This is a genomic window from uncultured Roseobacter sp., from assembly GCF_947488185.1.
GTDB lineage: Bacteria > Pseudomonadota > Alphaproteobacteria > Rhodobacterales > Rhodobacteraceae > Roseobacter.
Map to the genome: position 1 here is coordinate 695,079 of NZ_CANKYM010000001.1, position 20,347 is coordinate 715,425.

Sequence of the window (20,347 nt, forward strand, 5' to 3'; positions counted from 1 at the left end):
TTAGGCGAATCTCAATTTGTCAAATTGTGATATCGATTTCTTTTATCACTCGGCGAGGTACATCCTCTTTGGCCAGGGTATCTGGTTCCGTGCACAAGCGGTCAGTCTCAAGCTAGGCCAGCGTCCGCACCAACCCCGCATCCTGAAGCTGCTCGCGGTCCGGCAGATCTTCCAACGACTCTAGATCGAAGGCGACCAGGAACTGCTCGGTCGTCACGTATGTGTAGGGTGCCCCGCGCCGCGGAGATCGCGGACCGGTCACGATGAGCCCCTTGGCATGCAGCCGCCCGATCAGATCACGACTGATCTCCTTGCCGAATATATCCTTGAGCCCGTCCCGGGTGATCGGCTGGTGATAGGCGATGGCGGCCAGCACGGCGACATCGTATTCGCGCAGATCGAGGTTCTGATCGCCGACATCAGCGGCCGTCCGGATCGCCGCCGCATAAGCTGGCCGCGTCCGCAACATCCAGCCGCCGGCCACCTTCACGACTTCGAAGGAGCGTCCCTCGAGATCAGCCATCAGGTCGTCGATCAACAGATCGACCGAGGCCCCCTGACCCACGACACGCGCGAGGACCTCGCGCGGCACCGGCGATGCTGACGCGAAGAGTACGGCTTCGATCCGGCGCATCCATTCCCGACAGCGCAGATCGGCGGGCAGGTCCTCCAGCTCACGATCCAGCGCCTGATCAGTGTGATCCTTGGCCATCGCTTAGACCCCGTAGAGCCGGAAGGTCTCACGCCCGGTCAACTCGCGCACCGCTCCGAGCTCCACCAGCCGGTCGCAGAACCGCCGCGCGGCCCGGTCGGACCGGAGCGACGTCAGCGCCGTTGGAGCCACCGCGTCCCGGCTCAGAAACAGCGCGACGGCCTCATCGGATCCCCTCGCCCGGAGCTTCGGCGCGACCTCTTTCACGCGTGCCGCCCGGCGGGTCAGATCGATGGCATCTCGCGATACCCCAGTCGCTGCTGCAGAGATCGCCCGATGGCAGGCCAAGCGTAGCTCTTCACCCGACTTCCGTAGATCGGCCTGCTTGAGACCAAGCGCGAGGAGGGGCAGGACATGGCTCCACCCGAGCGTCTGCGCTAAAGCCGCGTCCGCCAGGATCAAGGCCGTGCCGAGATCCCGCGGACGATCCGCGAGAACCGCCTGCAGCACGGACGCAGCGCGCACGACCGGCGCCCCCTTCCCTGCATCCAGCCAAACGGCGATCAACTCCGGCTCCAGATCAGAAAGCGCCCGGTGCAAGGCCTTGACCGACACCGGTCGTTCGACAGCGCGACGCCAGGAAAGATAGACATCACCTGCGGGACCTGGACTGTCGCCGGGGTGCAGAAACGCCACCGCGTCGCGCAGATCTGAGGCTCGTTCCGGACGTCCTGAAAACGTCACGCAGGCCTCCGCCGCCCGGAGCGCCAGCCGCGCGCGGAGCAAGGTCTGGGGGACGTCGTCCCGGCTCAACACCAGATGCAGGTGGCTCAATGCCGCCCCGGACAAAAACGCCACATCTTCAGGGGTTTCCGGCCGCGCCGAGGTGACCCAGGACGGCATCCGGGGTAGGGTCTCGAAGTCGTCGCGGGCGTAGGTCATGCCACAAGACTATCGCATAGCGGCGCTTTTGCCTACCATATAGTGTAGAAACCGCCCCACTTCGCTGGTCCTCAACATGTCCAATAAGTTTGCCATATCGGACCTCAAAGAACTAGGATTTTAGAAGGCAGAAACCTTCAGTTACACGTGTTTCTTACCGAACCCCATCCTGTCAGTTAGTAGGCTTGAAGCGAATGCCGAAGGTACGCCCAACCGAGACAATCTGATACCATTTCATCAAATCAAGACAACTGCCGTCTCAATGCCTTGCCGTTTGTCTCCTCCTCTGATCGCCAGCCCACGGGATCTTCAATCCACCGGTTGATGTCGGATTCCCGCCATCCTGCGCCATGCACGCTGATCCTGAGTTGGGCCGGGAAGGTGCCTTCTGCGATCTTGCGATAGATGGTGGAACGGGACAGGCCGGTTCGGTCGAGGACTGTGGTCAGGCGGATGATACGGTCTGGGTTGGACATGGGTTTAATGCCTCCTGCTGGATGTTCTTGATCCATACAGAACGCGGCGCGCTGTTGGCGCAAGACCGTCCGACCCATCGTCGCAGCAGGGCGTGGAATGGGCGGCAGATCGGACAGGTGTCAGAGCCCGAGTCCGCGTCCCCGGGTGATGTCGATGCCGTGACAATAAGCCAACTCCGCACCGAGTCGGCGGCCCGACTCCATCCGAATACCCAGTTCGGCCTTGCGGTTGGCAAGGACGGATTCCAGCTGCGGATCGCGTTGGAGGCTCTTGGCCATCTCGCCCATCTCCGCGCGTGTCGATCGGTAATCGGACATCGTCCCCGACCGGTAGTGCTTCAGGCTGGTCAGATGGAGCTTTTGCCAGCGATCCACGAACTGCACAGCCCGGCGCTCAGGAGCGGTGCGCAGCCGGGTTTCAAGTTGCAAAGCCCGGATAGCGCGGTTGGCTTGGCCCGATCCGGCCTCGCGCGCAAGGGACGGGTCCTTGGCATAGGCTGCTTCGGCATCGCGCCAGCCGTCAGGCCGGACCTCTTCGAAGGATGCGCGAGACCCGGCGAGGTCGCGCAACTGGTCAGGCGTGCCCGAGTTCCCCCTCTCCTGAGCCGTGAAGATCGCATCCACCCTGCGGGCATGGCGTTTGAGGGCTTCGGTGCGGGCTTTTCGCATTGCCGCTTCCGGGTCATACGCCACGGCTTTTTGCAGCGCATCCGCGCTGGGACGGATATCCTTCCTTGCCTCTTCCCTTCCCGGCCTCTGCGCGCCATCCGAGCCAAGCGCGCCGTCTCTAGCAGGGCGCGACCCATCAATCCTATCGCGGAGTCTCTCCGGCACGATCTTGCGCAGGACCTCGATGACATGCTCCCGGAATGCAATTCCGCGGCGCGCGGCAAAGGCCTGCGCCGGATCGGTCTCGGCGTAGTCGATCGCCATTATCCTTGGACCGGTCGCGGGACAGGGTGTGGATCAGTTGATCCTGCGAGGCGAAGTCGTCGCGACTGTAGTGCAGGTCCATGCCGTCCCGATGCCGCGACAGGGCGACATAGCTGCCATGGGCGTCCAGACCCGGCATGTGGGCGCGGTCGACGGTCATGCCCTGGGCCTTGTGGATGGTCGCGGCATAGCCATGGTCTAGGCGGTTGTAGTCCTTGAGGTCGAAGCGGACCGACCGGCCGTCGTCGGTCAGAACAGACATGCTGTGCGCGCTGACCGCATCGACGGTGCCGAGCGTGCCGTTCTTTACGCCAAGGCCGCGGTCGTTCTGCAGGAACATCACCCGATCGCCGCTGGCAAAGCAACGTTCACCGCGCTCGACCGTCAAGGAGACGTCCTCGCCCAGATCGCCCGCCTCCCGCTTCCGCTGCCGCGCCAACTCATTAAGCAAGCCCACTTCGGCGTTGGTGTGGGTCAGGATGATCCGGCTCTGATCCAGTGTCTCCTGAAGGTCGCGGTCCCAGCGGTCAATCAGATCGGCGCGCGCCTGCTCACGTGTCTCGGCGGCATGCACCATTCCTTGTGCCTCATAGGCCTCGATCGCAGCCCCGGTCCGACCGGTCGCCAGATCGCGGGTGGCGTTGCGCTGCCAGTCCGCACGCTGGCGCCGGACCTCACCGATCTTTGCCCCACCGTGGCGCTCGTAGAGCGACCGGAAGGCTGCGCCCGCCTCGATGGATTGCAATTGCTGCGGATCCCCGACCAGCACCACCTTGGCCCCCGCGTCTGCGGCATGTGACAGCACGCGTTCCAGCTGCCGCGTGCCGACCATGCCCGCCTCGTCGATTATCAGAACATCGCGCGCGGTGAGGTGATCGCGATCGTTCGCCCAACCATGTTCCAGACTGGCGATGGTGCGCGACGCGATGCCGGAACCACTCTCAAGACCGTCTGCCGCGATACCGGAGAGCGCCGCGCCGCGTACCCGATACCCCGCCGCCTCCCAGGCCTCCCGCGCCACGCCCAGCATCGCGCTCTTCCCTGTCCCGGCATGGCCGACGACAACGCCGAGATCGCGCTCGGTGGTAATCTGCGTCAGAGCGTCAGCCTGCTCGCGCGACAGAACCAGACCGCGCGCTTCCGCACGCGCCAAGGCGGCTTTGCGATCCGCATCCCGCACTTCATGACGTTGCTTCTCGGCCAAGACTTTGGCGGCCCGATGCAGGCGCTGTTCGGCCTCGATCATCGCGCGGGTGGTGAAACGGTCCTCGCCGCACCCATCCTGGCCAAGCCCAACCAGATCGGGCGCGCTTAGGATTGCGTTGTTCACCGCGTTGAACTGATCGATCCCATCGCTGTGCCGATTTGCGAAGCGTGCCATGTCGCGCTGCGTGAAGGTCGATTGCTGATGGGTAATCGCGTCCAGTGCAAGCGAAGGTTCCGCGATGATCCTCGCTCCGTTGTCGCGTGCGATCTGACGATGCAGTTCGGCCCGGTCGGCAGGGCTCCCTTCGCCCGCGATACTCTGCGCAGGCGCGCCGATCTGGCTTTGGGGCTCCAGCGCGATGCCCTGCGCCTCATGGCTGCGATGATCGATCCGCGCGTCGATGTCGCGTTCCGCCAGCCGTGCATTGGCAAGCTCCGCCCAGCGTTCCCGCCAGCGTTCCAGCATCCCTGTGCGGTTCCAGTCCCGCATCTTCGGGCCAAAGCCGGTCTCGTCCACAGACCGCATCGTCAGCATGACATGGGCATGGGGCTTCAATAATCCGTCTTCGCCTCTGTCCCAATGCACGTTGAGATCGGCGATCATGCCCCGGTCGACGAACTCGGCTTGTACGAAGTCGCGGGCGAGCGCGATACCCTCTGCCTCGGACATCTCGCGCGGAATGGCGAACTCCACCTCCCGGGCCAGCTGCGCATCCTTCCTAACCTCGCCCGCTTCGACGGCGTTCCACAGTCGTTCTCGGTCGGACCATGCTTCGGGCGCGGTCTCCGGCAGCATCACCTCGGAATGCACGACACCGCGCTTGGCGGTGAAGTCATGGGGGCGGTCCAGCCGCTCGTCGCGCAACCGCGATGCTGCGCGGTAGGCAGCGGCGGCCACCGCGCTGGAACCAGCTGCGCGCCCGATGACCTTCACGTGGAGATGATAGATTGCCGTGATGGGGCAATCATCTACACAAGAACGCCCACGTCGGAACGACGTATAAGCGCGCCCTCCCTCAATAAAATCTCGGGATGGACCGGTGCGTCCCCAGCCGTCCTGAGGACTTTGCTGCCTTCTGCAAGCTGGCCCGCTATCCTCGCTGCATCAACAGGTTATGGAGGCAGGAATGCGCAAACCAAGGGATTACGATGTGGAATTGAAAGGACTGGAAGCGAAGGCGAAAGAGCTCAAGACCCGCAAGGTGCAACAGCTTGGCGAGTTGGTGATCGCCACAGGCGCCGATGCGTTCAGCGCCGACGAACTGGCGGGAGCACTGATCGTGCTGGCCGAGACAACGGATACTGCAAAAAGGGAGGCCTGGTCAAAACGCGGGGCCGCGTTCTTTCAGCGCCGGTCGCGGCAATCTGCGAAAGCAACTGACCGCAACGCGGAAAGCACTCCGGCGCAATCTGGCGGCGCGCAACCGGCATCAGGCGACAAAGGCGCGGCATGACATGCGCAACTGGCAGGTCGAACGCCGCAAACGCACCCGGCATCTGATCGAACTTGGAGGACTTGTGGTCAAGGCACGCGTCATCGAGTTGACCGGCGATGACCGCGCTCTGATCTACGGCGCGTTGCTCTGGATGGCCGAAAAGCTCGAGAGTGAACAAGGCGCACATGCGCGGGAGGTCTGGGCCGAGAAGGGGAAAGGGGCGTTTAAGGCGGATCAGAAGGACGGGTAAGGGGCAGTGTTTGGATTGTCATCACCTCGCCAACTGCACGAGGTTATCTCTTCTACCGGTCAGATGATCAGCCCATTGTTCCATCAACGCGCGCCGTTGCTCGAGGAAATCGTTGCGGTCGTAGCTGCGTTCGATAACTCCGCCTACCTTGTGTGCCAAAGCCGTCTCTGCAACCGCATAAAGGCTGGGATTGATTTCTGACACCCATGAACGGAAGGTCGCACGGATGCCGTGCGGTCTATACGGTTCGGGCCACTCCCATTCAACTTCACGGCTGCGCATAACATTTTCGATGGCTTGATCACTCACGGCCCTTTGGCGGTTTTCTCTGGAGTAAGGAGACGGGAAAAGATACCCGGCACCTGTTTCGGAAAGGGAGCGATCATAAATCGCCTGCATCTCAGCCGTGACCGGCACCCGAAAATCGGCTTCCTGCCCTTTGCGTCCCTTCAGTACCTCTCCTGCCACTGTCCAAATGCCCTCCGAGAATTGATCTGTTCTGGCAAGCCGAAGCGGCTTTAGGCGCGTTCCGCCTCCAGTAAGAATGTAAAGCATCAAAGCACGCTCGACTGTCCGGTCCGCATTCAGCGATTGGTATAATCGCGGTATATCTTGCCATGATAGGGCAGGATGATTGCGGACCTTATGCCCTGTGTGACCCAAAAGTTGCTTAGCGTTCAGAACGGCGTTCAGGTTGACGTCCAATCCCATAGCGGCGCCATGTTTCATGACCGCACCCAATCGATTGAGTGCTTTCTGTGCAGTCGGCGCCTTGGTCTTCCAAATTGGCGTCAGTGTCTTCACGATATCGCGTTGATGGATGTCTTCGATCTTGAGGTCGCCGATCAACGGTAAGACATATAGACGCAGAGGCGAGTACCAACGGCCAGCCCTGCCGTCGTCCTTGAGACTTCCCTTCAGTGCGTCAAATGCCATCGGAGCGACCTCTGCCAATGTCAGCGCTTTTTGTGCATCTTGCGCCTCACATTCCAAGCGCCGCTTCTCATCTATGAGATTGACCGGGTTACGCTTGTCGGTCATCAAATCACGCCATCGATCTCGCTCTATTCTTGCCTGTGCAAGTGTGTACGACTGGACCGATCCAAGTCCCAGTTCGTACCGTTGCTTCAAAAAAGTGTAGCGGAATATCCAACTGCCTTTTGCGTGTCCTTTTGCATCTCGTCCTGTGACGAGCAGGTAAAGACCTCCACCATCGGCATACTTTCCGGTGGTCGCAGTCTTTAGAATGTTTGGTGCCAGCTTTGCCATCCAATTCATTCCCCAAGTATTCCCCAATTTCTGGGGAATGACTTGGCATACTGTGATGCATAGTGAAACGAACAACAAGATCAAAAACTATGTTTTTATGGCTAACACGGGCAATTGCGGAACAAAGTGGAACTGGGTGGAACATGTATTTGGTGCCTCTCCTGGGCACCAAATCCCCTCTTAAATATTCATATTTTCAGGCCACTAGGACAAATTTTATTTGGCCAATCCACCTTATCAAATACCCACGCAGCTGCTCAACCCGGCATTTGCGCTGGTGAGATCATTGACCGAACCAAGCCATTGGTCATCTCTTCACTAAGCGTTGAACAGAATTCAACAGAGCAAGGTCATGCATCGCAGCCGTGTAGGTGCATCTCTGTCGATCTGAGCATGGGCCCGGCGACGTCAAAATCAGAATGCTCGGTTTCGGATATTCAGTTTCCGACGCTGATCTTGCTTGCCAATTTTGACCGTCTACGTTTGACTATCTCATGCGCTCGTAACACAGAACGGGAAGGTCTCAGATTGCCAGACATCAGCACAAACAAAGTCGTTCGCGTGATTTTTCTTGCCCGAGAGTATGGACCGGAAAGCAGCCAGCTTCACAACTATATCTCGAACCTGAACGACGAAGAAGCTGCCAACCTTGTTGCGATCATGTGGGTGGGACGCGATAGTTTTGATCCGGAAGACTGGGCCGAGGCGCTTGCCACTGCGACAACTGAGGCGACGGCACCGACGGAGAACTATCTATCCGGAATACCCGAACTGCCAGATCACCTGGAAGCCGGACTTGAGGCCCTGGGTGTCGATGTGACCGATGCAGAGGATCATTTCCGAGACCGTTGACCTTGTCAGCGACCATCCAGCGAGCAATCAGTAGCGCCTTCTGCGGCACCGTCGAAGGGGGAAAAGCGCCAATCGGCGCTGGTCTTCGGTTTCGGAGGCATCTGAATGCGCGAGTGCTCACCGGTCGATTGCCGACAAATTTACAAAATGACATTCGTTTTCGTCTTTCCCGCTGATCCACCACGCCAACCAGTGATGCGGCCGACCAAGGCCCGCGACGAACCAATCAGGTCCATCAAACTGGCAGAACACTCAGTATTTGGATGGCGCAGTTAACCACGAATAAATGTATGCGTATTCGTTTAAAATTTTTCTCAATATAGTTGAGTTGTCTTAACTCATTCAATCGGGCGTCGGAGGTAAAATGTCAGCAACACCAGAACATGCAGCCCGCGTCCTGGGCATGACTGACGAGGCGACTCTGGCTGATGTACGGCGGGTCCGGCGTGAGCTGGCATTTAAGTATCATCCCGACCGGTCCAGTGATCCAGCACGATCATCGCGCCACATGGCCCGTATTAACGCCGCCGCTGATACCTTGATTGCACACCTAAGAGGCCAAGCTCCCAAACCATCGAAACCAGAACGGCCTGAGGGTCATGGCTTCTCCGATCGGAAAACGACACGGCAAGCTTCGGCCAAATGCAAAACCTCCAACACGACATCAGACCGTACCAAAACTGACCCGGACAGGACCACATCGCGTCCGGAGAACAATGCCGCCGACCCTGGAAAAGAACACGCGGCGCACGCGATGACTGCTCAACCACATAACGGTAAGCGGTCGCCTGCTGATACTACTCTCATTCGGTTGGCCGCTGCGTCCTACCGCAATGTGTTGGAGCGGATCGGTACCGTTGCTCCGGCACCGACAATAGACATGAAAGTGCTTTGTTACCCAGGCTCGCATTGAGCCACCTGGGTGATCATTGAATCCTCGCGCTATCATCCCAAACTGCAGAACATCAGCGTGGTCACTTGATGAAGGCAACGTGGTCACTTTGCCAGATCACGATCTCAAAATCCCAGTGTTGGCAAAGAGCCACTCGCAACAAGTGGCTCTTTCCCCATCAAGCGGCTTCACCATGCACAGCCTTGCGCATGTCCATGAGATGACCATCCCACCCCTTGTCGAGCGACAGTGTCAGATCAAAGGCTTCAGCACCCTGCGGCAAGCCTTCATGTTCCAGTGACAGCTGCGTGCCACCAGCCACCTCCGTGAGGGTCCATTTCACCAAGCTTTCCACATCGCCCATTGGTTTCACGGTGAAGCTGTATTCCAGATACTCCGGCTCTCGGGCTGCCTTGACCTCTCCCCAGATCAGCTTGTCACCGCTTTGCGCTCCGAACATTTCCAACTTTGTGCCTGCGGTCAGCGTGACCTTGGGGGGATGGAACCATTCGGCAAGGTGTTCAGGTTCGGTGAGATAGGCCCAAACCTTGGTCCGGGGTGCCTTGAGGAAAATGGTTTTCCGTAAAACTGTGTCAGTCATTTGCTATCCTTTTCGATTGCAATTTTTAGTGCCGAAAGATGATCGTCCCAGAAGCCGTCGAAGTAGCTCAGCCAGTCGAAAACAGGACTGATACCCTTCGGGTTCAGCTGGTTGATCCGCTCGCGGCCCTTGGCGCGCACGGTGATCAACCCGCCGTCAGACAGCACGGTCAGGTGCTTTTTCACCGCAGCGCGGGTCATGTCGAAATTCTGCGCAACTTCGGCGATCGTCAGGTCGCGGTCCCGGAGCATCAGCAAAATGTCGCGCCGGGTTGGGTCCGCCAAGGCGCGAAAGGTGGATTGTACAGGGGTCATGTCTCCTCCAATATGATACCAACTGGTGTTCCTTTTACGAAACCATAAGGTATCATGTCAACCCAGATGGCAACGGCGATCTTTAAAGGGTCAGAAGAGCGCGGTGGTCCTTATTTTCATGGAGCGACCGCCCTGTGGATGTTTGAACCGCAGCTCTTCGCTGTGCAACATCAGGCGTGGAAAGGCACGTGCAGGGCCGGTGGCATAGAAGGGGTCTCCGAGAATCGGGTGACCGAGCGCCAGCATATGCACGCGCAGTTGATGGCTGCGCCCGGTTTTGGGGTGCAGCCGGACACGTGATGTGTCGCCCTCGTCTTTCAGCACGCGCCAGTCGGTCTGAGCCGGTTTGCCGTTAGCGTGGTCCACCATCTGTCGCGGTCGGTTTGGCCAGTCGACGATCAGCGGCAAATCGACGGTGCCGGTCTTCTCCGACGGTACGCCCCAGACGCGGGCAACATAGGTTTTCCGGGTCATGCGTTTTTCGAACTGCAGGCCAAGATGCCGCTGCGCGTGGGGGGTCAGCGCAAAGATCATAACGCCGGAGGTGTCGCGATCAAGTCGATGCACCAGCAGCGCATCCGGAAAGGCCGCCTGCACCCGGGTCAGCAGGCAGTCGGCCAGCTCCGGCCCTTTGCCCGGCACTGACAACAGACCCGCAGGCTTGTCCACCAGCAGCACTTCTGCGTCTTCATGCAGCACGACCAAAGGGGCTTGAGGCGGGGCGTAGATATCGCTCATGCCGCCGGATCGCAGATGCCGGCGCGATGTTCAACCCTCGCGGTGCGCGTAAAAGGGGGGGTGGGCTAAAGCCCACCTTACCTGCTTTCGGGTAGGGTGGGCTTCAGCCCACCGTGCGCTCAGACCTTCACCCGCTCGGATTTCGGGTCGTACATCGGTTTCAGCGACGCCTCGGCCTTCACCCGCGTACCGGCCACGTCGATGTGGTACTCCGAGGCCAGCACCTCCGCCGCCGTCTCCCCCGCGCAGGGCACGTAGCCGAGGCCCATCGCCGCGCCGAGGCTGTGCCCATACGCACCGGAGGCGAGGTAGCCCACGATCTCGCCATTCCGCATGATCGGCTCGTTGTGATAGAGCAGCGGCTCCGCGTCGGTCAGCTTGAACTGCAAGAGCCGGTTCTTCAGCCCCTCTTCCTTCTTGCGCAGCACCGCGTCGCGCCCGATAAACGCGGGCTTGTCGGTCTTCACCGCAAAGCCCAACCCCGCTTCCAGCACGTGGTCCTCGCAGGTGATGTCATGCCCGAAGTGGCGGAAACCCTTCTCAATTCGCGCCGAATCCATCATGTGCATCCCGCAGAGCTTGAGGTCGAGCTCTTGGCCCGCCTCCACTAGCGTCTCGAACACATGGCCCGCCATATCGGTGCTCATGTAGACCTCCCAACCGAGCTCACCCACGTAAGTGACACGGTGCACCCGGGCCATCCCCATGCCCAGCTCGATCTCCTGCGCGGTGCCGAAAGGGTTCACATCGTTAGAGAAATCATTGGGCGAGACCATCTGCAGCAGTTCCCGCGACCGGGGCCCCATCACGGCCAGCACGCCCTCGCCCGCGGTCACGTCCGTAATCACCACATTGAAGTCGCCGACATGGCGCTGCATCCAGGTCTGATCCGCTAGCCGTGTCGCCGCCGGGGTCACAACCAGAAACGCCGTCTCGGAGACGCGCGTGACGGTCACATCTGCCTCGATCCCGCCGCGCTGGTTGAGAAACTGGGTGTAGACGATCTTGCCCACCGGCACGTCATACTGCCCGCCGCCCACATGGTTCATGAACGCCACCGCATCGCGCCCCTCGACCCGGATCTTCCCGAACGAAGACATGTCATACATGCCGACATTGTTGCGGATCGCGGTGACTTCCTCGGCCACATTGTCGAAGAAGTTCTGCCGCTTCCAGGTGTATTCGTACTCCGCGGTCTGCGTCGGCTTGGCGATCCAGTTCGCCCGCTCCCAGCCCGCGAATTCGCCCATCACCGCGCCGTTGTCGATGAAATGCTGATGAAAGGGCGAACGGCGGATGCCCCGCGCCGTCTCTTTCTGGCGGAAGGGGAAATGGTCGGCATAGAGCAGCCCCAGCGACTCAGTCGCGCGCTCAAAAAGGTACTTTTTATTGCCCTGGAACGGCTGCATCCGGCTGATGTCCACGTCACCGAGATCGAAGGGCTTGTCGCCATCCTCCATCCACTGTGCCAGCGCCATGCCCGCCCCGCCCGCAGACTGGATACCGATGGAATTGAAGCCTGCGGCGACCCAGAAATTGTCCAGCTCCGGCGCCAGACCAAGGTGATAGGCATCATCCGGGGTGAAAGACTCCGGCCCGTTGAAGAAGGTATGAATGCCCGCCTCGGCCAACATCGGCAGACGCTCGACCGCCGCTTCCAGGATCGGCTCGAAGTGGTCGAAATCCTCCGGCAGCTGGTCGAACTCGAAATCTGCCGGAATGCCCTCCATGCCCCAGGGTTTGGCGTTGGGCTCAAACGCACCCAGCAGCATCTTGCCCGCATCTTCCTTGTAATACGCGCATTCATCCGGCACCCGCAGCACCGGCAGCTGGGTCAACCCCGCAATGGCCTCGGTCACGATGTAGAAGTGCTCGCAGGCGTGCAGTGGCACGTTCACGCCCGCCATGCGACCCACCTCATGCGCCCACATGCCGCCGCAGTTCACCACCATGTCGGCGGTGATATGGCCGCTCTCGCCACCCTGCTCCCAGTCGACACCGGTCACCCGACGACCGTCTTTCACGATGCGTGTGGCCTTGGTGCGCTCCAGCACCAGCGCGCCGCGTTGACGGGCGCCCTTGGCCAGCGCCAGCGCGATGTTCGCCGGGTCCCCTTGCCCGTCCTTGTCGAGATAGACCGCCCCGGTCACCCCCTTGATGTTCAGATGCTCGTACCGCTCCTTGACCTCGGAGGGCGAGATTTCCTCGACCTCAACGCCAAAGGCGCGCGCCATCGCCGCCTGCCGCAGGATCTCCTCGCGCCGCTCGTCGGTCAGCGCCACGGTGATCGACCCGCAGCGCTTGAACCCGGTGGCCACCCCGGTTTCTTCCTCAAGGTTGCCGTAAAGCTCCTGGGAGTATTTCGCCAGCTTGGTCATATTCGCCGTCGCGCGCAGCTGCGCGATCAGCCCCGCCGCGTGCCACGTCGTACCGGACGTCAGCTGCTTGCGTTCCAGCAGGACCACATCCGTCCACCCCAGTTTGGTCAGGTGATAGGCGACGGAGCAGCCGATAACGCCCCCTCCGATGATGACAACGCGCGCGTGAGACGGTGGCAAAGCCATGGGCAGTGTTTCCTTTAAACGATGGTATGACCGACGGCCCGCAGCCGCCGTGCGATTTCAGCGATATGCGCGGGGCTGACTTCACAGCACCCGCCGACGATGGTGGCCCCGAGGCCCACCCATTGCATGACGTATCCGGCGTAAGCGCGCGGCCCCATATCCCTACGCGCTTTCAGCGCGTCGACGGTGGGTTTGGCCTTGAGGAAATCCTCAGTGATCATCTCAAAGGCATTGGCATAGCCGCCGAAGGGCTTTCCTAGCTCCGCAATGATCGGCATGGCCTGGGTGACCGCTTCGGGGGCGGAGCAGTTGATCAGCACCGCGTCGGCCTCTGCCGCAACCGCCCTCGCGTCCTCGAGCGGCTCGCCCGAGCGCAGGCGTGTCCCGTCGGTGTCGGACACGGTGAGCGACAGCCAGACCGGCAGGTCGGTCTGCCGCGCGCCTGCCAGCGCGTCGCGCGCATGGTCGACAGAGGCCACAGTCTCAAGGATCAGAAAATCGACATCTGCGGCCAGCGCGCGCGCCACCTCGGCAAAGAGCGGCACAGAGATGTCCGACGCGGGATGCAGGTCGGGCTGGTAACTTGCACCAAGCGGGCCGATCCCTCCCGCGATGCAGCCCGCTCCATGTGCCGCGCGGGCGGCTTTGGCCTCTGCAAGCGCGCTCGCATGCAGCGCCTCAAAACGCCCCTCCAAGGCTGTGTCTTCCAGACGGTCGCGATGAATCGCGTAAGTATTCGTCGTCGCAATCGTGGCCCCTGCGGCAAAGAAATCCGCGTGCACCCCCTGCACCATGCCAGGATGCTCCGCCATCACCTGCGTCGACCACAAAGGCGTGGGCCGATCCCCTGCGCGGTGGATCAGCTCCTGCCCCATGCCTCCGTCCAGAAGCGTGATCTGTGTCACGCACGGATCCTTTCGTTCTCGGGATCCCAGAGCGGTTGATCCGGCTGCACGACAGCCTTGTAGCGTTGGCCGTAGATTTCCACCTCCACTTCGCTGCCCGGGTCCGTCAGGTCCTTGCGCAGCATGCCCAGGGCCACGGACTTGTTGATCCGGTAGCCCCAGTCGCCACTTGTGGTTTCGCCCACAACTTCGTCTCCCACAAAGAGCGGCGACATGTAAGGTGCGTCCTGATCGCCTGCATCGACCACCAGCGTGACGAATTGCTTCTTGCTGCCCTGCTGCTTTTCATTGAGAAGCGCGGCCTTACCGATGAAGTCCTGCGGCTTGTCGAAACGGATGAACCGCTCCATCCCGCCTTCAAGCAGCGAATAATCCGTCGACAGATCGCCCTTCCAGCTGCGATAACCCTTCTCGATCCGCATGGAGTTGAGCGCGAACATACCAAACGGCGCGGCGCCGGCATCGCGAATTGCGGTGTAGACGGCGGCGCTGTCCTCAAAGGAGGTATGCACTTCCCAGCCCAGCTCACCCGCAAAGGAGATGCGGAAGAGCTTGACCGCTTTGCCGGCGACCGTGGCGTCCTGAATGGTCAGCCAGCCAGTCGAGAGATCCGCATCGTCGGTCAGCCCCACGAGCATGTCGCGGGATTTGGGCCCAGTCAGCAGATGCGTGGACCACTCCCGCGTGACATCTGTCATCGTAAGCGACCCATCGGCGGGCAGACGGCTTTGCAGGAACTCAAAGTCGTGCCATTGGGCCACGGCGGCTGTCATCAGCCAGAAATCATCCTCGCCCCAGCGGATGATCGTCACCTCGGTTACGATCTTGCCGCGGCTGTCAGTGAAGTATCCGAGGTTCATGCGACCCGTTTTCGGCAGCGCGCCTGCGATCTGCCCGCGCAGCCATTCCGCCGCGCCTTCGCCCGAGAGCGTGTAGCGCGAGAAGCCCGGCATATCGAGCACACCTGCGCCGGTGCTGACTGCCTCGACCTCTTCCTTCACGCGCTCCGCCCAAGGGCCGTTCCGGTCCCATGTCTCGGTCGCTGCCTCGGAAGTGTCATCCCCGTCCTTGGCAAACCAATTCGCCCGCTCCCACCCGTTATAGGCACCCATCTGGCCGCCGTCTGCCAGCAGGCGTGCGTGGTTCGGTGACAGCTTCTTGTCGCGCCCGGCAGGCCATTCGTGATGCGGGAAATGCATCGCGTATTCGTGGCCATAAGTTTCCAGCGCCTTCGACAGGCAATAGTCGTGATCCGCATAGTCCGTGTAGCGGCGCGGATCGACGGCCCACATGTCAAGCTCGGTCTCGCCGTGCATGATCCATTCGCTGAGGCACTTACCAGCCCCGCCGCCCTGCGCGATCCCGAAGGTGAAGCTATGCGCCTCAAAGGCGTTCTTCACCCCCGGCATCGGGCCGATCATCGGCAACCCATCGGGGGCGTATGGAATCGGCCCGTTGATGTTGCGGCCCACACCCGCGGTGCCCAACGCAGGCACCCGCTCCATCGCATCCTCGATGTAAAACTCCAGCCGCTCCAAATCATCCGGGTAGAGCTGGAAGGAGAAATCTTCCGGCATCGGATCATCGGGCGTCACCCAATGCGCCTTGCAGTTGCGCTCATAGGGCCCGAGGTTCAGGCCGTTCTTGTCCTGCCGCAGATAATACGAAATATCCACGTCACGGATCATCGGCATCTTGTGGCCCTTTTCCTTGGTCCACTCGGCCAGTTCGGGAATCTCATCGGTCAGGAAATACTGGTGGCTCATCACGACCATCGGCACTGTGCGCCCGCCGAAGGGCTTGAACATCTCGCCCACGCGCTGCGCATAGTAACCCGCGCAGTTGGCCACATACTGACAGCGAATGTCACCCTTATCGGTCTTTACGATCCACTCGTCGCCATCGCGCTCGATGCCCGTGACCGGGCAGAAGCGTTCAATCCGCCCACCTGCATCCCGCGCGCCCTTGGCCAGCGCCTGCGTCAGCTGTGCGGGGTCAATGTCGCCATCCAGTGGATCCCAAAGGCCGCCTGCCAGATCATGCGTCTCCATGAACGGGTTGTGTTCTTTCAATTCCTCGGGTGTGCAAATGTCCATCTCAAGGCCCTGATAACGGGCTTGCGAGGCGACTCTCTCGAACTCCATCATCCGGTCCTTGGAATGCGCCAGACGCAGCGCCCCGGTCACGTGGTAGTTCATCGGGTAATCGACGTCCTTCGCCAACGTCCGGTACATCGACAGCGAATAGCGCTGCATGTTCATCACTGCCCAGGAGCCTGCAAAGTTCGGACAGTTGCCCGCCGCGTGCCAGGTCGAACCGGCCGTCAGTTCGTTTTTCTCCAACAGCACACAGTCGGTCCAGCCCGCCTTGGCGAGGTGATAGAGCGTCGAGGTGCCGACAACACCGCCGCCGATGATGACCACGCGAGCCGTTGTTGGAAAATCTGCCATGGTTTAGGTCTCCCTTTGCGGCTCATCAGCCGAAATTGTGTAATAGTCGCCTTTCGTGGCGGTATGGATGTGGCCGCGCAGATGCAGCCCCGTCGGCCCGTCAATCGAGCCGGTGGAAAAACAGATGAACGGATCGTCGTCGTTATCCCAGAACAACGCCGACCCACAGGTTGGGCAGAAGCCGCGCTTGGCCTTCGGGGATGACTGGAACCAACGCACCGGGCCAGAAATCTCCAGCGCACCATCCTCGACATAAGACGACGCCCAGACATGCCCCGATTGCTTGCGGCATTGCGTGCAGTGACAGGCCGCAGGTGCGCCGGGCTCCCCCTTGGCCGTGTAAGTGACCGCGCCACACAAACAGCTTCCAGAGATCATCTCACGCCCTCCCCGGTGTGGCGGATGTGCCCAAAAGTACACCGTAAATCACGAAACAGGCCGCCAGCACGCGCCGTACCCAAACGTTGAACACAGCACCCAGAGCGGCACGCCCCAGCCCCGCACCCAGCAGCGTAAACCCGGTGTAGCTGAGCGCCGTGATGGTCAGCGCCGTGGGCACAATCACAACCATCTGCTCCCAGATCGGCACGCCCGGTTGGACGAATTGCGAAAAGGCGGCGAGATAACCGGCCACGCTTTTGGGGTTGATCGTGGCCACCGCCAGCGCGTGCAGATAGACGGATTTTGCCGGGCGATCGCCAACCACCACGGGGCGCTTAGCTAAGATCCAGCCGCGCACACCCAGATAAATCAGGAACCCCGCCCCCACCAGCTTGGCGATGAAAAATCCGGTTGGCGAGGCGGCCATCAGCGCCGTGATCCCCAACGCCGAGAGCAGCAGAAACAGGCTTGCCTGCGTCAGAATCGCCAGCACGCCGACCATGGCGCGGGGAAAGCTCAGGTGCATCCCGTTGGTGATGCAATTGACCGCATTCGGCCCCGGCGTGGTGACAAACACCACCCAGAACAGCGCGAATATGGTCCATGCCTCAAAGCTCATTCAATACACCGGGGGGGCAATGACCCAGATGGCCACGGCAGGTTTGTCATAGGGGTTGGCCCAACGAAACGCCTCTCCGCGAATGCGAAAGCTGTCACCGGGGGTGATGGTGTGGGTGGTGCCACCGATCTCCAGATCGAGCCGTCCTGACACCAGATATCCCACCTCCTGCGTGGGCCTTGTCACGGTTTCGGTGATGCGACTCTGCGGCTCGAAGGTCGAGTGCACCATCTCGAAATCATCTGTCAGATCGGGGGAGAGCAGTTCTTCAACCAACCCGGCCACCGTGTTGCCAATCTTGCGGCGTGCCGTTTTGCGCACCACATAGCCCGCCTCATGGGCCGGCGCTGCCGCATGCCGAAAGAGAATTGAGACCGAAACTTCCAGTGCCTCCGCGATATGGCGCAGATCGGTGATCGAGGGTTCTGACATGTCCCGCTCGACCTGGCTGAGCCAGCCCACCGAGCGACCCAACCTCTCCGCCAGATCGCTGAGCGTCAGCCCGCGTGATTTGCGCAAGGCCCGCAGGTCAGCCCCCAGCGTATCGGAATGAGTCGGAAGATCGTGGCGCATCGGTCTCGTGAAAAAATCGGCGTTTTGTTCACGTTAACGATTCTAGTGAAAAAATCCAGAACTTTTTCACGGTCGGCAACGGTATACAGTTAGACCGGATGGGCACTGCCACGTAGGAAAGCGTCAGCACCCCTTCATGAGGCGATATCAGCAATGAAAGACGGTGCCGCCGCCATGTCCAAACGCAAGACAGAAACAGCCAGAATGGCTTTTTTACCAGGCTTGTCAGACATGCACGAACACCGATTTCAGTATGTCCGCCAGGGCAATAGCGTCGCGCCTGTTGAAAGCATCCGGCTGATCACTGTCGATATCGAAAACCGCAATGATATCGTTCGCCGCATTGCGCACCGGCAGTACCAATTCGGACCGTGTGGAACTCGCGCAGGCGATATGCCCCTCGAAAGCCTCGACATCCGGCACCAGCTGCACCTCGCCAGTTCGGGCCGCCGCGCCGCAAACGCCACGCGAAAAAGGAATGACAAGACACCCGTGTCCACCCTGATAGGGACCGATTTTCAACAGCTCAGGTTCGGTGACTCGGTAAAACCCGGTCCAATCAAAGCGATCATCCGCGTGATGCACCTCGCAGGTCACGGTCGCCATGAGCGCCACCGCGTCGGTTTCGCCCTCCGCCAGCGCCGCGATGGACTTTTTCAATGCATCGTAATCAACTGTCATACGCGCTCAATAGCAATGGCCGTGCCCTCGCCGCCACCGATGCAAATCGCGGCCACGCCCCGTTTGACGTCTCGTTTCTCCATCGCATTCAACAGCGTCACCATGATGCGCGCGCCGGAGGCTCCAATCGGATGACCCAGCGCGCAGGCCCCGCCGTTCACGTTGACGATCTCATGATCGAGCCCCATCTCGCGCATGAAGGCCAGTGGTACCACGGCAAAGGCTTCATTCACCTCCCACAGATCGACACCGGCTTTGTCCCAACCGATCCGGTCGAGCAGCTTTTGCGCAGCGGGCACCGGCGCCGTGGTGAAGAGCCCGGGGGCCTGAGCGTGACTGGCATGGCCCACAATGCGCGCACGAACGTTCAGCCCCTGCGCTTCGGCAGCATCCACCCCCGCCAGAACGAGCGCCGCCGCACCGTCGGAAATGGAGGACGAGTTTGCGGCCGTCACTGTCCCCCCGTCGCGGAAAGCCGGTTTCAACTGCGGGATCTTTTCGGGGCGCGCGTTGCCGGGTTGTTCATCCGCCGAAACCGTCACCGCCCCTTTGCGCGACGGCACGCTGACCGCGGCGATCTCACCGTCGAAAGCGCCGGTCTTCTGCGCCTCAAGCGCACGTGACAGCGACGCCAGCGCATAGCTGTCCTGCACCTCGCGTGTGAACTGGTAAGTTTCGGCGCAATCCTCTGCAAAAGTGCCCATCAGGCGGCCCTTGTCATAGGCATCCTCCAACCCATCGAGGAACATGTGATCGATAACCTGAGTATGGCCCAAACGCGCCCCACTCCGCATTTTTGGCAGCATATACGGGGCTTTGGTCATGCTCTCCATGCCGCCCGCGACCATCACATCGGTATGTCCGAGGGCGATCTGGTCAAAGGCAATCATCGCCGCTTTCATGCCGGATCCACACATCTTGTTCAGGGTAGTGGCGGGCACATCTTCGCCTAATCCGGCCTTGAACCCCGCCTGTCGCGCTGGCGCTTGTCCTTGTCCTGCGGGCAAAACGCAGCCCATCAGCACTTCCTGTATTTGCGCGGGGCCTGAATCCGTCATCGCTGCCCTGATTGCCGCCCCCCCAAGGTCAGAAGCGTCCAGGTTGGAAAAATCACCCTGGAATCCGCCCATCGGCGTCCGGGCCGCCCCGGCAATCACGACGTCGCGCATGATCTCGTCCTTTCGATGCCTAAGAATTTCGTAAGATTTGCCAAGTACTGAACAATCAAACGAGTAGTGAGGCTATATAATGCAACTCTCCACGAAAACAGAAGAGCAGTTGCGCATCGTATCGGTGAAGGAAGACCGTATAGATGCTGCGGTCGCCCTGGAATTCAAGGATGCGATGCGTGTTGAGACCGAAAACGGGCCAGACACGGTTGTGCTCGATCTAAGCCAGGTTCAGTTCATCGACTCCAGCGGGCTTGGGGCGATTGTTGCCGCCATGAAAAGCCTTGGGGCAGAACGCAAGATGGCCCTCGCAGGTCTCACGCCAACGGTGGAACGCGTGTTCCAATTGACACGAATGGACACTGTTTTCAGCGTCTTCTCGACGTTGGATGGCGCGTTGGCCGAGTTGCAACACTGAGCAAAACACCAGGAAAAGATCGAACA

At 60.6% G+C, this 20,347-nt stretch carries 21 protein-coding genes; 5 read left to right on the forward strand and 16 right to left on the reverse strand.

The window, feature by feature from the left end; genetic code table 11:
* Positions 1-112: 112 nt before the first annotated feature.
* The 4 genes from Q1A52_RS03510 to traA all read right to left on the reverse strand — a co-directional run bounded on the left by Q1A52_RS03510 (position 113) and on the right by traA (position 5,143).
* Positions 113-712: an SMC-Scp complex subunit ScpB gene (locus Q1A52_RS03510; protein WP_300010921.1), complete on the reverse strand. Its 600-nt coding sequence runs from the start codon at positions 710-712 to the stop codon at positions 113-115.
* A 3-nt stretch (positions 713-715) separates the two neighbouring features.
* On the reverse strand, positions 716-1,594 hold the full coding sequence (locus tag Q1A52_RS03515) for a DUF1403 family protein (RefSeq protein ID WP_300010924.1): 879 nt from the start codon (positions 1,592-1,594) through the stop codon (positions 716-718).
* A gap of 242 nt (positions 1,595-1,836) precedes the next feature.
* Positions 1,837-2,070: an AlpA family transcriptional regulator gene (locus Q1A52_RS03520; protein ID WP_300010927.1), complete on the reverse strand. Its 234-nt coding sequence runs from the start codon at positions 2,068-2,070 to the stop codon at positions 1,837-1,839.
* Positions 2,071-2,881: 811 nt separating this feature from the next.
* Positions 2,882-5,143 carry a Ti-type conjugative transfer relaxase TraA gene (traA, locus tag Q1A52_RS03525; RefSeq protein WP_300010930.1) on the reverse strand — a complete coding sequence of 754 codons (2,262 nt, stop codon included), beginning with the start codon at positions 5,141-5,143 and terminating at the stop codon, positions 2,882-2,884.
* A gap of 193 nt (positions 5,144-5,336) precedes the next feature.
* Between traA and Q1A52_RS03530 the strand changes: the two genes are divergently transcribed.
* A complete protein-coding gene (locus tag Q1A52_RS03530) occupies positions 5,337-5,663 on the forward strand; it encodes a conjugal transfer protein TraD (RefSeq protein WP_300010933.1) in 327 nt (108 codons plus the stop codon).
* A gap of 1 nt (position 5,664) precedes the next feature.
* Entirely contained in the window at positions 5,665-5,895 is a 231-nt protein-coding gene (locus Q1A52_RS03535; RefSeq protein ID WP_300010936.1) for a conjugal transfer protein TraD, read from the forward strand.
* A gap of 21 nt (positions 5,896-5,916) precedes the next feature.
* Here Q1A52_RS03535 and Q1A52_RS03540 read toward each other — a convergent pair whose 3' ends face one another.
* Entirely contained in the window at positions 5,917-7,164 is a 1,248-nt protein-coding gene (locus Q1A52_RS03540) for an integrase arm-type DNA-binding domain-containing protein (RefSeq protein WP_300010939.1), read from the reverse strand.
* 528 nt (positions 7,165-7,692) lie between these two features.
* Here Q1A52_RS03540 and Q1A52_RS03545 point away from each other — a divergent pair.
* A complete protein-coding gene (locus Q1A52_RS03545) occupies positions 7,693-8,016 on the forward strand; it encodes a DUF3775 domain-containing protein (protein WP_300012158.1) in 324 nt (107 codons plus the stop codon).
* Positions 8,017-8,419: 403 nt separating this feature from the next.
* A complete protein-coding gene (locus tag Q1A52_RS22845; protein ID WP_367277990.1) occupies positions 8,420-8,929 on the forward strand; it encodes a J domain-containing protein in 510 nt (169 codons plus the stop codon).
* Positions 8,930-9,086: 157 nt separating this feature from the next.
* Here the strand turns inward: Q1A52_RS22845 and Q1A52_RS03550 are convergent, their stop codons facing one another.
* The 11 genes from Q1A52_RS03550 to Q1A52_RS03600 form a co-directional block, all read right to left on the reverse strand.
* Positions 9,087-9,509, reverse strand: coding sequence for an SRPBCC domain-containing protein (locus Q1A52_RS03550; protein ID WP_300010942.1), 423 nt, complete (start codon positions 9,507-9,509; stop codon positions 9,087-9,089).
* Positions 9,506-9,823, reverse strand: coding sequence for a helix-turn-helix transcriptional regulator (locus Q1A52_RS03555; protein WP_300010945.1), 318 nt, complete (start codon positions 9,821-9,823; stop codon positions 9,506-9,508). Before Q1A52_RS03555 ends, Q1A52_RS03550 begins: the two co-directional genes overlap by 4 nt.
* A 90-nt stretch (positions 9,824-9,913) precedes the next feature.
* On the reverse strand, positions 9,914-10,561 hold the full coding sequence (locus Q1A52_RS03560) for an RluA family pseudouridine synthase (protein ID WP_300010948.1): 648 nt from the start codon (positions 10,559-10,561) through the stop codon (positions 9,914-9,916).
* Positions 10,562-10,680: 119 nt separating this feature from the next.
* On the reverse strand, positions 10,681-13,125 hold the full coding sequence (locus Q1A52_RS03565) for an FAD-dependent oxidoreductase (protein ID WP_300010951.1): 2,445 nt from the start codon (positions 13,123-13,125) through the stop codon (positions 10,681-10,683).
* 14 nt (positions 13,126-13,139) lie between these two features.
* The gene (locus Q1A52_RS03570) at positions 13,140-14,030 is read right to left on the reverse strand and encodes a homocysteine S-methyltransferase family protein (protein ID WP_300010955.1); all 891 of its coding nucleotides are present in this window, start codon (positions 14,028-14,030) and stop codon (positions 13,140-13,142) included.
* Positions 14,027-16,480: an FAD-dependent oxidoreductase gene (locus tag Q1A52_RS03575; RefSeq protein ID WP_300010958.1), complete on the reverse strand. Its 2,454-nt coding sequence runs from the start codon at positions 16,478-16,480 to the stop codon at positions 14,027-14,029. Before Q1A52_RS03575 ends, Q1A52_RS03570 begins: the two co-directional genes overlap by 4 nt.
* Before the next feature lie 3 nt (positions 16,481-16,483).
* On the reverse strand, positions 16,484-16,858 hold the full coding sequence (locus Q1A52_RS03580; RefSeq protein WP_300010961.1) for a GFA family protein: 375 nt from the start codon (positions 16,856-16,858) through the stop codon (positions 16,484-16,486).
* A gap of 1 nt (position 16,859) precedes the next feature.
* On the reverse strand, positions 16,860-17,480 hold the full coding sequence (locus Q1A52_RS03585; RefSeq protein ID WP_300010964.1) for a LysE family translocator: 621 nt from the start codon (positions 17,478-17,480) through the stop codon (positions 16,860-16,862).
* The gene (locus Q1A52_RS03590; protein WP_300010967.1) at positions 17,481-18,053 is read right to left on the reverse strand and encodes a helix-turn-helix domain-containing protein; all 573 of its coding nucleotides are present in this window, start codon (positions 18,051-18,053) and stop codon (positions 17,481-17,483) included. It abuts the gene before it with no gap.
* Positions 18,054-18,278: 225 nt separating this feature from the next.
* A complete protein-coding gene (locus Q1A52_RS03595; RefSeq protein ID WP_300010970.1) occupies positions 18,279-18,734 on the reverse strand; it encodes a GAF domain-containing protein in 456 nt (151 codons plus the stop codon).
* Positions 18,731-19,903, reverse strand: coding sequence for an acetyl-CoA C-acyltransferase (locus Q1A52_RS03600; protein ID WP_300010973.1), 1,173 nt, complete (start codon positions 19,901-19,903; stop codon positions 18,731-18,733). Before Q1A52_RS03600 ends, Q1A52_RS03595 begins: the two co-directional genes overlap by 4 nt.
* A 79-nt stretch (positions 19,904-19,982) precedes the next feature.
* Between Q1A52_RS03600 and Q1A52_RS03605 the strand changes: the two genes are divergently transcribed.
* Positions 19,983-20,321: an STAS domain-containing protein gene (locus Q1A52_RS03605; protein WP_299780329.1), complete on the forward strand. Its 339-nt coding sequence runs from the start codon at positions 19,983-19,985 to the stop codon at positions 20,319-20,321.
* Positions 20,322-20,347: the final 26 nt, after the last annotated feature.

Bases quoted from the DNA above. Each gene is read 5' to 3' on its own strand.
- Q1A52_RS03515 (WP_300010924.1), bottom strand. From the start codon at position 1,594: ATGACCTACGCCCGCGACGACTTCGAGACCCTACCCCGGATGCCGTCC.
- Q1A52_RS03520 (WP_300010927.1), bottom strand. From the start codon at position 2,070: ATGTCCAACCCAGACCGTATCATCCGCCTGACCACAGTCCTCGACCGA.
- Q1A52_RS03510 (WP_300010921.1), bottom strand. From the start codon at position 712: ATGGCCAAGGATCACACTGATCAGGCGCTGGATCGTGAGCTGGAGGAC.
- Q1A52_RS03575 (WP_300010958.1), bottom strand. From the start codon at position 16,480: ATGGCAGATTTTCCAACAACGGCTCGCGTGGTCATCATCGGCGGCGGT.
- Q1A52_RS03560 (WP_300010948.1), bottom strand. From the start codon at position 10,561: ATGAGCGATATCTACGCCCCGCCTCAAGCCCCTTTGGTCGTGCTGCAT.
- Q1A52_RS03580 (WP_300010961.1), bottom strand. From the start codon at position 16,858: ATGATCTCTGGAAGCTGTTTGTGTGGCGCGGTCACTTACACGGCCAAG.
- Q1A52_RS03605 (WP_299780329.1), top strand. From the start codon at position 19,983: ATGCAACTCTCCACGAAAACAGAAGAGCAGTTGCGCATCGTATCGGTG.
- Q1A52_RS03530 (WP_300010933.1), top strand. From the start codon at position 5,337: ATGCGCAAACCAAGGGATTACGATGTGGAATTGAAAGGACTGGAAGCG.
- Q1A52_RS03550 (WP_300010942.1), bottom strand. From the start codon at position 9,509: ATGACTGACACAGTTTTACGGAAAACCATTTTCCTCAAGGCACCCCGG.
- Q1A52_RS03590 (WP_300010967.1), bottom strand. From the start codon at position 18,053: ATGCGCCACGATCTTCCGACTCATTCCGATACGCTGGGGGCTGACCTG.
- Q1A52_RS03585 (WP_300010964.1), bottom strand. From the start codon at position 17,480: ATGAGCTTTGAGGCATGGACCATATTCGCGCTGTTCTGGGTGGTGTTT.
- Q1A52_RS03595 (WP_300010970.1), bottom strand. From the start codon at position 18,734: ATGACAGTTGATTACGATGCATTGAAAAAGTCCATCGCGGCGCTGGCG.
- Q1A52_RS03600 (WP_300010973.1), bottom strand. From the start codon at position 19,903: ATGCGCGACGTCGTGATTGCCGGGGCGGCCCGGACGCCGATGGGCGGA.
- Q1A52_RS22845 (WP_367277990.1), top strand. From the start codon at position 8,420: ATGACTGACGAGGCGACTCTGGCTGATGTACGGCGGGTCCGGCGTGAG.
- Q1A52_RS03565 (WP_300010951.1), bottom strand. From the start codon at position 13,125: ATGGCTTTGCCACCGTCTCACGCGCGCGTTGTCATCATCGGAGGGGGC.
- Q1A52_RS03555 (WP_300010945.1), bottom strand. From the start codon at position 9,823: ATGACCCCTGTACAATCCACCTTTCGCGCCTTGGCGGACCCAACCCGG.
- Q1A52_RS03540 (WP_300010939.1), bottom strand. From the start codon at position 7,164: ATGGCAAAGCTGGCACCAAACATTCTAAAGACTGCGACCACCGGAAAG.
- Q1A52_RS03535 (WP_300010936.1), top strand. From the start codon at position 5,665: ATGCGCAACTGGCAGGTCGAACGCCGCAAACGCACCCGGCATCTGATC.